Here is a 12,443-nt window from a genome sequence, read left to right on the forward strand (position 1 = left end):
CCCCCCCCCCCCCCCCCCCCCCCCCCCCCCCCCCCCCCCCCCCCCCCCCCCCCCCCCCCCCCCCCCCCCCCCCCCCCCCCCCCCCCCCCCCCCCCACCGCCATGTCTGCTTCACGCGGTCCCTCTGAGACTTTCGGCGATCTCCCGCAACGCCGCCGTCGTACGGACCAGCAGACCGGGCCCGAACGTGATGCGCGTGGCGCCGAGTCGGCCGAGATCCGACAGGGAAGGACCGTCCGGCTTCGCGCCCACATTGACGGGGCCGTCGATACCCGCCCGCAGCCGCGGCAGCACCTCGGGCGGCGCGAAGATCGGATAGACGCAGTCCGCGCCCGCCGCCACGTAGAGACGCGCCCGTTCGACGGCCTGCGCGGGGTCCGCGACACCCCGGACGAACGTGTCCACCCGGGCGTTGATGAACACCCGGTCGCCCGCGACGGAACGTACCTCCGCCAGCCAGTCCGCCTGCTCGCGCGGATCCTTCAGGGCCCCGCCCGACGAGTCCTCCAGGTTGCAGCCGACCGCGCCCGTCTCCAGGAGCCGCTCCACCAGCTCCTTCGGCGCCAGGCCGTAGCCGTCCTCGATGTCCGCGGACACCGGCACGGACGCGGAGACCGACCGCACGATCCGGGCCACCGCCGCGAACATCTCGTCCGGCGGCACCTCACCGTCCGCGTACCCCAGCGACGCCGCGACCCCCGCGCTCGGCGTGGCGAGGGCCGGGAATCCGGCCTCCTCGAAGACCCGCGCGCTGGCCGCGTCCCACGGCCCGGGAAGGACCAGCGGGTCACCGGGCGCGCGCCCCTGATGCAGCGAGCGGAAATCGTCCACGAGGCTCATGGCGTGTACCCGCCCGGCTCGATGCGGCGGCTGACCATCAGCCGGTTCCAGCTGTTGATGACGGTGATCACCCCGATGAGATGGGCGAGTTCGGCCTCGTCGAAGTGCTTGGCCGCCGCCTCGTACGCCTCGTCAGGGACGAACCCGTCCGTCAGGACGGTGACCGCCTCGGTCAGCGCGAGGGCGGCCCGCTCGCGCTCGCTGAAGAGCGCACCCGCCTCCGACCAGGCGTTGAGCAGCGCGATCCGCTTCGGCGTCTCGCCGTTCTTCACGGCGATGTCCATGTGCATGTCCAGGCAGAACGCGCAGGCGTTGATCTGCGAGGCCCGCATCATCACGAGCTCGGCGAGCACGGGGTCGCCGAGACCGCGCTTCGCGGCGGCGCTCACCCCGGCGAGGGCGGTCCCGACGCCCTTGTCGAGGTGGGAGGTCCGGGTGGGGGAGGCGTTGGCGCTCACTTGTGGTCTCCGGCCGTGTAGTGGCCCGGCGCCTGGCGCGTCGAGACGCCGAAGCGGTTCCACGCGTTGATGACCGTGATCGCGGCGATGAGCTGCGTCAGCTCCTCCTCCTTGAAGAGGGCCGCGGCCTTGTCGTACACGGCGTCCGGCACGAAGCCGTCCGTCAGGACGGTGATCGCCTCGGTCAGCTCAAGGGCGGCGATCTCCTTCGCCGTGTAGTAGTGCAGCGACTCCTCCCAGGCGCTGAGCTGGATGATCCGCTCGACGCTCTCGCCCGCCGCCAGGGCGTCCTTGCTGTGCATGTCGAGGCAGAGCGCGCAGTGGTTGAGCTGCGAGGCACGGATCTTGACGAGCTCCAGGATCACCGGGTCGACGCCCTTACGGGCGGCCGCGTCGAGCCGGACCATCGCTTTGAAGACCTCGGGGGCGTGCTGGTGCCAGTCGAGGCGGGGCGCGTGCTCGTGGAGGTATTCCGTGCTCTGTTCTTCGGTCCGTTCTTCAGTCCGTTCTTCGGTCCGGGTGTTCTCGTTCGTCGTCATGCCATCGACCGTACGACTCCAGTAGCCCAACGGTATGGTCCATTCTCATGGAAGATTCTTGGGCCACTTTGGGCGTCGACCTCCACTTGGAGACGAGCGGCGACGCGACGCGCTCCGGCGTGCGCAAGGGCCTCACGGACGCCCTGCGCGAGGCCGTGCGCGGCGGCAGGCTCGCCCCCGGAACGCGCCTGCCCTCGTCCCGCTCCCTCGCCGTCGACCTGGGCATCGCCCGCAACACCGTCGCCGACGCGTACGCGGACCTCGTCGCCGAGGGCTGGCTCACCGCCCGCCAGGGCTCGGGCACCCGCGTCGCCGAACGGGACGTGCCGCGCCCCGTCGAACCCGCACCGCGCCGCAGGGCCGCCGGCGGCCCGACGTACGACCTGAAGCCGGGCACCCCCGACCTCGCCTCCTTCCCGCGCGCCGCCTGGCTCAAGGCCGCCCGCCGGGCCATGTCCGCCGCCCCGAACGACGCGCTCGGCTACGGCGACCCGCGCGGCCGGATCGAGCTGCGCACCGCCCTCGCCGACTACCTCGCCCGAGCGCGCGGCGTGCACACGGACCCGGACCGCATCGTCATCTGCGCCGGGTTCGCGCAGGGGCTGAGGCTGCTCGGCGGTGTGCTGCGGGCGCGGGGCCTGCGGGAGATGGCGGTCGAGTCGTACGGCCTCGATGTGCACTGGAATCTGCTGAAGCGGGCGGGGCTGCGGACGAGGCCACTGGCTTTCGATGAACTTGGTACGTCTACGACTGAGTTGGGGTTGGGGTTGGGGTCCGGGGCGAGGACTGGGGCAGGCTCCGGCTCCGGTTCGGCGAAGGTGGCGCTCCTGACGCCCGCACATCAGTTCCCGATGGGGGACCCGCTGCACCCCGACCGGCGTGCGGCCGCCGTCGACTGGGCGCGGCGCGAGGGCGGACTGATCCTGGAGGACGACTACGACGGGGAGTTCCGCTACGACAGGCAGCCGGTGGGCGCGCTTCAGGGACTCGACCCCGACCGCGTGGTCTACCTCGGCACGGCGAGCAAGTCCCTGGCCCCCGGTCTCCGGCTCGGCTGGATGGTCCTTCCCGCGCCGATCGCCGCCGAGGTCATCGAGGCGAAGGGGGGCGCGGAATGGGAGTGCGGGGCGCTGGACCAGCTGACGCTCGCGGAGTTCATCACGTCGGGTGCGTACGACCGTCATGTGCGGGGCGCCCGCCTGCGCTACCGGCGCCGCCGGGACCAACTGGTCGCCGCTCTGGCCGCACGGGCGCCGGAGGTACGGGCCACGGGGATCGCAGCGGGCCTGCACGCGGTGCTCGAACTGCCGCCGGGAACCGAAAAGTCGGTGGTACAGGCGGCGAGCTGGCAACGCCTCGGAGTGCAGGGCCTGTCCGCCTTCCGCCACCCGGCCGCGCGGGTTCCGGGGCGGGACGCGCTGGTGGTGGGCTACGGGACGCCGCCGGATCATGCGTGGGCGGGGGCGTTGGACGCGTTGTGCAGGGTACTGCCGTAGGGCTTGGCACTCACTGGTGGCTGGGCCGGGATCGGGGGAACGCCCCGCAGGGATCGCCCTTACGCCCTTACGCCCTTACGTCCTTACGTCGCCTCCTCCACCGGCGAGCTCTCCGCAGGAGTCGGCGCCTCCCCGAACCGCGCCAACGCCAGCGCCCCCACCACGGCAACCACAAACCCGAGCACCGCGAGCCACTCAAGCCCGCCCCGAGTCCGATCCCCCAACCACACCACGCCCACCACCGCGGGCCCGATCGTCTCCCCGATGACCATTCCCGCGGTAGCGGTCGTCACCGACCCCCGCTGCAACGCGGAGGTGAGCAACAGAAACGCCGCGCCCCCACCCACCAGCAACGCGTAGCAGGCAGGGTTCCTCACCAACGCCCCCGGCGAGACGTCGTCGATCAGCCGCACCGCCACCTCCACGACCCCGAACCCGAGCCCGGCGCCGAGCCCCAGAGCCAGCGCCCGCCCCCGCCCGGGCAACCGCCCCGCCACCGCGCCGAGCAACAGCACTCCCACCGCCACGCCCAGCATCACGTACCGCAGAGTCGTCGACCCGACGCCCGCGCCCTCGTCCCCCGAAGCGAGCCCCAGCATCGCGAGCCCCGCGCACACCACCCCCACGGCCGCCCACTCCACCCCGCTCAACCGCACCCGCAGCAACCGCGAGGCCACCACAGCCGTGACGGCGAGGCTGGCGGCGAGCGCCGCCCCGACGGCGTAGATCGGGATGGAGCGCAACGCCACGATCTGCAGCAGGAACCCGAGCCCGTCGAGCCCGAGCCCCACGACGTACCGCCACTGCCTCACCGCGCGCAGCAGCAGCGCGGGATCGACCCCGGACCCCGTCCCCGGCGCCGTGGCGCGGGCGGCGACGGCCTGGAAGACGGAGGCCGTGCCGAAGCAGACCGCTGAACCGAGCGCGCAAATCATCCCAAGAGACACGAAGTGACTCTAGAGGAAAGGGATTCGCTTGAGCCGTTTGGCATGGCCATGGGCACCTCCCTACGCTGAGCGCCGATCACGTACGTCAACGGGGGAGAGGCAGAGCAAGTGGCAGCGGAGCAGAGGCAAGAACAGGAACAGGAACAGGAACAGAAGAGGCCGCCGCGGCGCAGGCTGCGGTCCAGCACGGTCGTGCTCGGCGGAATGGGCGTCCTCGCGGCGGCCCTGACCTCGTGCGGCTCGGATCCGGACAAGCGGTGCGTGGACCGCGACAGCTACAACTCGCTCACCGGTTACAAGATCGTCGCCGACAAGAACTGCAAGAGCGGTACGTCCTCCTCGAAGGGCAAGGGAGGCAGTTCCTACGGATCGGGCACGGGCACGGGCTCAGGCACCGGCAAGTCCGGCCGCACGGACGCCGACTGGTACTACGACAGCGACGTCGACGGCCGCTACGCCGACGACGGCACCTTCAGCCGCAGCGAGGCCGTCGACCGCGACGGCTTCGGCTGCTCGGGCAGCGGCGGCGGCTGAGACCATGGAACGCCGCACCCTCACCCCTCGCCCAGGCTGGCAGCAGACCGTCGAGGACCAGGGGCTCATCTACCCCCTCACCCGCTACCCCGACGACTCCCTGCGCCCCTACTGGGACGAGTCCGCCTGCTACGTCTTCTCGCTGCCCGAGGTCGAAGCCCTCGAAGAGGTCGTGGAGGAGCTGCACGCGATGTGCCTGGCGGCGGCCGAGCACATCGTCAAGTACGACCGCCTCACCGACCTCGGCATCACGGACCCCCGAGTGGCCGAAGCGGTCACCGAGGCCTGGCACCGCCGAGCCGAACTCCCTTCCCTCTACGGGCGCTTCGACCTGCATTACGACGGCACCAGCGGCCCGGCCAAGATGCTGGAGTACAACGCCGACACCCCCACCTCCCTGGTCGAGGCCGCAAGCCCCCAGTGGTTCTGGATGGAGGAGTGCTTCCCGGGCGCCGACCAGTGGAACTCCCTCCACGAGCGCCTCGTCGACGCCTGGAAGAAGCAGGCCTCGCTGCTCCCGCCCGGCGGTCCGCTGTACTTCGCGCACTCGGCGGGCGACGAGCTCGGCGAGGATCTGATGACGGTCGCGTATCTGCGCGAGACCGCGCAGCAGGCCGGGCTCGACACCGAGGCGATCTCCATGGAGGACATCGGCTGGGACCGGCTCTCGCGGCGCTTCGTCGACAAGAAGCTCGGCTTCATCCGCAGCTGCTTCAAGCTCTATCCGTGGGAGTGGCTGACCACCGACCGATTCGCCCCGCACGTCCTTCAGACCCTCGACAACGGCGGCGGCACCGGTTCCACCCTGTGGATCGAGCCCGCCTGGAAGATGCTCCTCTCCAACAAGGCGCTGCTCGCCATCCTTTGGGAGCTGTACCCCGGCCACCCCAACCTCCTCCCCGCCTACCTGGACGGCCCGCGTGAGCTGGCTTCCGGGCGGGGCTACGTCGCCAAGCCTCTCCTCGGCCGCGAGGGCGCCGGAGTCACGATCCATCCACCGGGCGCCGAAACCCCCGTACCCGTCGAACCCGTCGTACCCGTCGAGCCCGTCGTACGGGAGGAGGCCTGCTGCTACCAGGAGTTGGCGCCGCTGCCCGATTTCGACGGCAACCGTGTGGTGCTCGGCGCGTGGGTCGTCGAGGGCGAGGCGGCGGGTCTTGGCATCCGGGAGTCGGCGGGGCTGATCACGGACGAGTACGCGAGGTTCCTGCCGCACGTGATTCTCTGAGGTCCGGCCCACGGCCGCGCCAAGTCCCCCGAGTACGCTGCCGTTTGAACGAGATGACGCACTCGGAGGCGGAGCGACCATGGCCGACAGCAGGATCAACACCACGCAGCCTCACACGGCCAGGATCTGGAACTACTGGCTCGGCGGTAAGGACAACTACCCCGTCGATCAGGCCGCCGGGGACCAGATCCGCACGCTGCACCCCGGTATCGGCGCGTACGCGCTCGCCGACCGGCAGTTCCTCGGGCGCGCCGTGAGCCACCTCGTGACCGAGTGCGGCATCCGGCAGTTCCTCGACATCGGCACCGGCCTGCCGACCGCCGACAACACCCACGAGGTCGCCCAGCGGCTCGCCCCCGAGTCCCGCGTCGTCTACGTGGACAACGACCCGTTGGTCCTCACCCACGCGCGCGCCCTGCTCACCAGCACCCCCGAGGGCAGGACGGACTACCTCGACGAGGATCTGCGCAATGTGGAGGCGATCCTCGAACACGCGGCCAAGACCCTGGACTTCGACCAGCCGGTGGCGCTGATCCTGCTCGGAGTCGTCATCTTCATCGAGGACGACTCCGAGGCGTACGGCATCGTGCGCCGCCTGCTCGACGCGCTGCCTGCCGGTAGCCACCTGGTCCTCTCGCACACGATCACAAGCCCGGAGATGCCCGACGTGGACGAGGCGGTGGCGTTCTGGAACGAGAACGGCACACCCAGGCTCACGCAGCGCACCCCCGGGCAAGTCGCCGCGTTCTTCGAGGGCCTGGACCTCCTCGAACCCGGCGTGGTGTCGTGCAACCGCTGGCGCACGGAGAGCGCACCCGGCGTCGAGGACGTGGCCATGTTCGGCGGGGTCGGCGTCAAGCACTGACGCCGAACCCGATCACGCGATCACCCGATCACCTGATCACCCGATCGCCCCCGGAACTACGCCAGCACCCCCCGCAGCTGATCGAGCCCCCAGTCCAAGTCCTCCTTGCTGATCACCAGCGGCGGAGCGATCCGGATCGTAGAGCCGTGGGTGTCCTTGACGAGGACACCCCGGCCCATCAGCTTCTCGGAGATCTCGCGGCCCGTGCCGTGCGACGGGTCGATGTCGACGCCCGCCCACAGCCCGCGGCCCCGCACCTGTGTCACCGCGCCCGTCCCGGCGAGCAGCCCCAGTTCGGCGTGCAGATGCTCGCCCAGCTCGGTGGCCCGCTGCTGGAACTCGCCCGAGCTCAGCATGGCGACGACCTCCAGGGCCACCGCGCACGCCAGTGGATTGCCGCCGAACGTCGAGCCGTGCTCACCCGGCTTGAACACGCCGAGGACATCCGCGTCCGCCACCACCGCGGACACCGGCACGACACCCCCGCCGAGCGCCTTGCCCAGGATGTACACGTCCGGCACCACGCCCTCGTGCTCGCAAGCGAACGTCCTGCCCGTCCTGCCGAGCCCCGACTGGATCTCGTCCGCCATGAAGAGGACGTTCCGCTCCCGCGTCAACTCCCGTACGCCCGCGAGATATCCGGCCGGGGGTACGAGGACCCCCGCCTCACCCTGGATCGGCTCCAGGAGCACGGCGACGGTGTTCTCCGTGACCGCGGCCCGCATCGCCGTCAGGTCGCCGTACGGCACGATCTCGAATCCCGGCGTGTACGGACCGAAGTCCGCCCGCGCCTCGGCGTCCGTCGAGAAGCTGACGATGGTCGTGGTCCGCCCATGGAAGTTGTCGCGCGCGACAACGATCTTCGCCCGGCCGTCGGGCACGCCCTTGACCTGGTACCCCCACTTCCTGGCGGTCTTCACGGCCGTCTCCACCGCCTCGGCGCCGGTGTTCATCGGCAGCACCATCTCCTTGCCGCACAGCTCGGCGAGGCGCGTACAGAACTCGGCGAACCGGTCGTGGTGGAAGGCCCGCGAGGTGAGCGTCACCCGCTCCAACTGCTCCTTGGCCGCGTCGATCAGACGGCGGTTGCCGTGCCCGAAATTCAGGGCCGAGTACCCGGCGAGCATGTCGAGGTAGCGGCGCCCCTCGACGTCGGTCATCCAGGCGCCGTCGGCCGACGCGACCACGATGGGCAGCGGGTGGTAGTTGTGCGCGCTGTGGGCTTCGGCCGAGGTGATGAACTCTTCGGTAGTCGACACGGGGTCTCCGTTCGTCCTGCGGCGGCGGGCGGGTGTGGTGCCCAGTTTCTATCGTCGCTCGGATCGCGGACGAAGAAACCTGCCGCGGCGGCGTGCCCGCTAGGCTGGCCGCTACAGCACGGCGACTGGCGCACGGGGAACAGACCCCGGGGAAGCCGTGCGAGGCACGACCTTCGAGGTGCCGTCCGCCTGGGCACCCCGGGACCACGACCGGACACTGACCGCTCGCCCCGGAGGACGCCGTATGAGTCACCCTCTTTCCTCGGATCTCCCGAACACCCCGGACACCCCGGATGTCACGAACACCCTCAGCCATCCCGCGCTCGCCGCCGAGGACTCCGAACTGGCCGCTCTCATCGCGGCCGAGGAGCAGCTCCAGGCCGACACCCTGCGCCTGATCCCCAGCGAGAACTACGTCTCCACCGCCGTCCTCGAAGCCTCCGGCACGGTCCTGCAGAACAAGTACAGCGAGGGCTACCCGGGCCGCCGCTACTACGAGGGCCAGCAGAACATCGACCCCGTCGAGCGCCTCGCCGTCGCCCGCGCCAAGTCCGTCTTCGGCGTCGAGCACGCGAACGTGCAGCCCTACTCCGGCTCCCCGGCCAACCTCGCCGTCTACCTCGCCTTCGCCGAGCCCGGCGACACCGTGATGGGCATGGCCCTGCCCATGGGCGGCCACCTCACCCACGGCTGGGGCGTCTCCGCCACGGGCAAGTGGTTCCGCGGCGTCCAGTACGGCGTCCGTCACGACACCGGCCTGATCGATTTCGACGAGGTGCGCGACCTCGCCCTCAAGGAGCGCCCGAAGCTGATCTTCTGCGGTGGCACCGCCCTGCCCCGCACCATCGACTTCGCCGCCTTCGCCGAGATCGCCCGCGAGGCGGGGGCCGTCCTCGTCGCCGACATCGCGCACATCGCGGGCCTGATCGCGGGCGGCGCCCACCCCTCACCGGTGCCGTACGCCGACGTGATCTCCACGACCACCCACAAGACCCTGCGCGGCCCGCGCGGCGCGATGCTGATGTCGCGCGAAGAGCACGCCAAGGCCATCGACAAGGCGGTCTTCCCCGGTCTGCAGGGCGGCCCGCACAACCAGACCACCGCGGCCATCGCCGTCGCCCTGCACGAGGCGGCGCGGCCCTCCTTCCGCGACTACGCCCACGCCGTCGTCGCCAACGCACAGGCCCTCGCCGGGGCCCTGCTCGCCCGCGGCTTCGACCTGGTCTCCGGCGGTACCGACAACCACCTGATCCTGATGGACCTCACCCCCAAGGACGTACCGGGCAAGATCGCCGCCAAGGCCCTGGACCGGGCCGGGATCGTCGTCAACCACAACACCGTGCCCTACGACCCGAGGAAGCCGTTCGACCCCTCCGGCGTCCGCATCGGCACCCCCTCGCTCACCTCCCGGGGCCTGGGAACGCAGCACATGCCGGCCGTCGCCGACTGGATCGACCGAGGCGTCGCCGCGGCCCGTACCGGTGACGAGGACGCCCTGACGAAGATCCGGTCCGAGGTCGCCGACCTGATGGCCGCCCATCCCGCTCCGGGTCTGCCGACCCACTGATCCGAGGGCCCCTGAACGCACTGTGTTCCTCGTCTCACCGGAGACGAGGAACACAGTGACGGACTGGGAGAAACAGCAGCGACGGACTGGAGAAACAGCAGCGACGGGCTGGAGGAACAGCAGTACGGACTGAACGCCCAAGCGTCGGATCACAAGATCGCGGCACACCCGTCACACGACTGTTTCCGAGCTATGAGAGTCACCTGAGAGAATGAGCCTCATGGCCATTGATCGTCCTCGCGTGCTCTCCGGAATCCAGCCCACCGCAGGCTCGTTCCACCTCGGCAACTACCTTGGCGCGGTCCGCCAGTGGGTGGCGCTGCAGGAGTCTCACGACGCCTTCTACATGGTGGTGGACCTGCACGCGATCACGATCCCGCAGGACCCGGCCGAGCTGCGGGCCAACACCCGGCTCGCCGCCGCCCAGCTCCTGGCCGCGGGACTCGACCCCGAGCGCTGCACGCTCTTCGTCCAGAGCCACGTCCCCGAGCACGCCCAGCTCGGCTGGGTCATGAACTGCCTCACGGGCTTCGGCGAGGCGTCGCGCATGACGCAGTTCAAGGACAAGGCGGCCAAGCAGGGTGCGGACCGCGCCTCCGTGGGCCTCTTCACGTACCCGGTCCTCCAGGTCGCGGACATCCTGCTCTACCAGGCGAATCAGGTTCCCGTCGGCGAGGACCAGCGCCAGCACATCGAGCTGACCCGCGACCTCGCGGAGCGGTTCAACGGCCGCTTCGGCGAGACGTTCACCGTTCCGGCGGCGTACATCCTCAAGGAGACGGCGAAGATCTTCGATCTCCAGGACCCGGCGATCAAGATGAGCAAGTCGGCGTCCACCCCGAAGGGCCTGATCAACCTCCTCGACGAGCCCAAGGCCACCGCCAAGAAGGTCAAGAGCGCGGTCACCGACACCGACACGGTCGTGCGCTACGACACGGCGGAGAAGCCGGGTGTCAGCAACCTCCTCAGCATCTACTCCACGCTCACGGGCACCGGTATTCCGGAACTGGAGCAGAAGTACGCCGGCAAGGGCTACGGTGCGCTGAAGACCGACCTCGCCGACGTCATGGTCGACTTCGTGACTCCCTTCCGGGACCGCACCCAGGCCTACCTGGACGACCCGGAGACGCTCGACTCGATCCTGGCCAAGGGCGCGGAGAAGGCGCGCGCCGTCGCCGCGGAGACACTTGCCCAGGCGTACGACAAGGTGGGCCTCCTGCCCGCCAAGCACTGAGCCACACCGCCCCGCACCACCCCAGGCACAGCAGCGCCCTCTGCCCGCCGTCCGACGCCCGCCATCCGACCGACAGGAGTACGACGTGGGGACCGTAACGATCGGTGTGTCGATCGCGGTCCCGGAGCCTCATGGCAGCCTGCTCCAGGAGCGGCGCGCGGGCTTCGGGGACCCCGCGGCGCACGGCATCCCCACCCACGTCACGCTGCTGCCGCCGACCGAGGTGGACGCCACGGCGCTGCCCGCCGTCGAGGCGCACCTGGGGGCCGTCGCCGCCGCCGGGCGCCCCTTCCCGATGCGGCTCTCCGGGACGGGCACGTTCCGTCCGCTGTCGCCCGTCGTCTTCGTCCAGGTGATGTCGGGCGGCGCGGCCTGCGGCTGGCTGCAGGAGCGGGTGCGGGACGCCTCCGGGCCCATGGCGCGCGAGCTGCAGTTCCCGTACCACCCGCACGTCACGGTGGCCCACGGCATCTCCGAGGAAGCCATGGACCGGGCGTACGCGGAGCTTGCGGATTACACGGCCGAGTGGCCCTGCACCGGCTTCGCGCTCTACGAACAGGGCGCCGACGGCGTGTGGCGCAAGCTGCGCGAGTTCGCCTTCGGCGGTGGCGGCCCGGTGGTGCCTCCGCAGGCCACGGCACCGGCCGCGCACAGCAAGCTGCCCGCTCGCTGATCCGGGCCTGCCTGTACGCGCGTAGGTGGCCTCACACCGGAAGCCGCCGGAACACCGTCCGCGGCACGTGACGCAGCGCCGACATGACCACCCGCAGCGCGCCGGGCACCCACACCGTCTCCGAGCGCCGCCGAAGGCCCGTCTCGATGGCAAGCGCGACCGCCTCCGGAGTGGTCGCCATCGGAGCCTCCTCCAGGCCCGCCGTCATCTTGGAACGTACGAATCCGGGGCGCACGACCATCACGTGCACCCCCGTGCCGTGCAGCGCGTCGCCCAGGCCCTGGGCGAAGGCGTCCAGGCCCGCCTTGCTCGACCCGTAGATGAAGTTCGTGCGCCGTGCCCGCTCGCCCGCGACCGACGAGAGCACCACCAGGGAGCCGTGCCCCTGGGCCTGGAGCGAGCGCGCGCAGACCAGACCCGCGGAAACCGCGCCGGTGTAGTTCGTCTGCGCGACCCGCACCGCCGACAGCGGCTCGTCCTCGTCGCGTGCCTGGTCGCCGAGGACGCCGAAGGCAAGCAGGACCATGTCGATGTCGCCCTCGGCGAAGATCTTGCCGAGCGTGGCCTCGTGGGACTCGGAGTCGAGCGCGTCGAAGGCGACGGTGCGGACGTCCGCCCCCAGCTCGCGCAGGCCCGCGGCGGCCTCCTCCAGGCCCGGCGAAGGACGGCCGGCCAGCCACACCGTGCGGGTGCGCCGCGCGACCAGGCGGCGGGCGGTGGCGAGACCGATCTCGGAGGTGCCGCCGAGTACGAGCAGGGACTGGGGGGTGCCGAAGGCGTCCTTCATGGGACCAACTCCTTGAG

At 70.9% G+C, this 12,443-nt stretch carries 13 protein-coding genes and 1 riboswitch; of the genes, 7 read left to right on the plus strand and 6 right to left on the minus strand.

The annotated features are described in order from the left end of the window. Nucleotides 1–110: 110 nt before the first annotated feature. The 3 genes from ACZ5CR_RS13450 to ACZ5CR_RS13460 are packed head-to-tail and all read right to left on the minus strand — an operon-like array spanning nt 111 to nt 1,836. Nucleotides 111–839 (minus strand): isocitrate lyase/PEP mutase family protein, encoded by a 729-nt coding sequence (locus ACZ5CR_RS13450; protein ID WP_468856944.1) that lies wholly within the window; start codon nt 837–839, stop codon nt 111–113. Then, nucleotides 836–1,297 (minus strand): carboxymuconolactone decarboxylase family protein, encoded by a 462-nt coding sequence (locus ACZ5CR_RS13455; protein ID WP_468856946.1) that lies wholly within the window; start codon nt 1,295–1,297, stop codon nt 836–838. Before ACZ5CR_RS13455 ends, ACZ5CR_RS13450 begins: the two co-directional genes overlap by 4 nt. Continuing rightward, nucleotides 1,294–1,836: a carboxymuconolactone decarboxylase family protein gene (locus tag ACZ5CR_RS13460; RefSeq protein WP_468856948.1), complete on the minus strand. Its 543-nt coding sequence runs from the start codon at nt 1,834–1,836 to the stop codon at nt 1,294–1,296. The genes ACZ5CR_RS13455 and ACZ5CR_RS13460 overlap by 4 nt, the downstream gene beginning before the upstream one ends. 47 nt (nt 1,837–1,883) lie before the next feature. On the opposite strand from ACZ5CR_RS13460, the gene pdxR reads away from it, so the two are divergent. After that, nucleotides 1,884–3,332, plus strand: coding sequence for a MocR-like pyridoxine biosynthesis transcription factor PdxR (gene pdxR, locus ACZ5CR_RS13465; protein ID WP_468856949.1), 1,449 nt, complete (start codon nt 1,884–1,886; stop codon nt 3,330–3,332). 83 nt (nt 3,333–3,415) lie between these two features. Here the strand turns inward: pdxR and ACZ5CR_RS13470 are convergent, their stop codons facing one another. Next, on the minus strand, nt 3,416–4,267 hold the full coding sequence (locus ACZ5CR_RS13470) for a DMT family protein (RefSeq protein WP_468857459.1): 852 nt from the start codon (nt 4,265–4,267) through the stop codon (nt 3,416–3,418). Between the two features lie 216 nt (nt 4,268–4,483). Between ACZ5CR_RS13470 and ACZ5CR_RS13475 the strand changes: the two genes are divergently transcribed. From ACZ5CR_RS13475 to ACZ5CR_RS13485, 3 genes are all read left to right on the plus strand, one after another. After that, nucleotides 4,484–4,813, plus strand: coding sequence for a hypothetical protein (locus ACZ5CR_RS13475; RefSeq protein ID WP_468857461.1), 330 nt, complete (start codon nt 4,484–4,486; stop codon nt 4,811–4,813). A gap of 4 nt (nt 4,814–4,817) precedes the next feature. After that, the gene (locus ACZ5CR_RS13480) at nt 4,818–6,041 is read left to right on the plus strand and encodes a glutathionylspermidine synthase family protein (RefSeq protein ID WP_468856952.1); all 1,224 of its coding nucleotides are present in this window, start codon (nt 4,818–4,820) and stop codon (nt 6,039–6,041) included. A gap of 79 nt (nt 6,042–6,120) precedes the next feature. Next, a complete protein-coding gene (locus ACZ5CR_RS13485; protein WP_468856955.1) occupies nt 6,121–6,906 on the plus strand; it encodes an SAM-dependent methyltransferase in 786 nt (261 codons plus the stop codon). Nucleotides 6,907–6,962: 56 nt separating this feature from the next. On the opposite strand, the gene rocD is transcribed toward ACZ5CR_RS13485, so the two are convergent. Further along, nucleotides 6,963–8,165, minus strand: coding sequence for an ornithine--oxo-acid transaminase (gene rocD / locus ACZ5CR_RS13490; protein ID WP_389904155.1), 1,203 nt, complete (start codon nt 8,163–8,165; stop codon nt 6,963–6,965). Between the two features lie 111 nt (nt 8,166–8,276). Then, nucleotides 8,277–8,367: riboswitch (ZMP/ZTP riboswitch) on the plus strand. A gap of 42 nt (nt 8,368–8,409) precedes the next feature. On the opposite strand from rocD, the gene ACZ5CR_RS13495 reads away from it, so the two are divergent. The 3 genes from ACZ5CR_RS13495 to ACZ5CR_RS13505 all read left to right on the plus strand — a co-directional run bounded on the left by ACZ5CR_RS13495 (nt 8,410) and on the right by ACZ5CR_RS13505 (nt 11,639). Further along, entirely contained in the window at nt 8,410–9,732 is a 1,323-nt protein-coding gene (locus ACZ5CR_RS13495) for a serine hydroxymethyltransferase (protein ID WP_468856958.1), read from the plus strand. A 220-nt stretch (nt 9,733–9,952) separates the two neighbouring features. Further along, nucleotides 9,953–10,966 carry a tryptophan--tRNA ligase gene (gene trpS / locus ACZ5CR_RS13500; RefSeq protein ID WP_468856961.1) on the plus strand — a complete coding sequence of 338 codons (1,014 nt, stop codon included), beginning with the start codon at nt 9,953–9,955 and terminating at the stop codon, nt 10,964–10,966. Between the two features lie 85 nt (nt 10,967–11,051). Beyond that, a complete protein-coding gene (locus ACZ5CR_RS13505) occupies nt 11,052–11,639 on the plus strand; it encodes a 2'-5' RNA ligase family protein (RefSeq protein ID WP_468856963.1) in 588 nt (195 codons plus the stop codon). A gap of 31 nt (nt 11,640–11,670) precedes the next feature. Here ACZ5CR_RS13505 and ACZ5CR_RS13510 read toward each other — a convergent pair whose 3' ends face one another. Then, nucleotides 11,671–12,426 (minus strand): decaprenylphospho-beta-D-erythro-pentofuranosid-2-ulose 2-reductase, encoded by a 756-nt coding sequence (locus ACZ5CR_RS13510; RefSeq protein WP_468856966.1) that lies wholly within the window; start codon nt 12,424–12,426, stop codon nt 11,671–11,673. Between the last annotated feature and the right edge of the window lie 17 nt (nt 12,427–12,443).

The organism is Streptomyces sp. NPDC031274 (assembly GCF_055570235.1).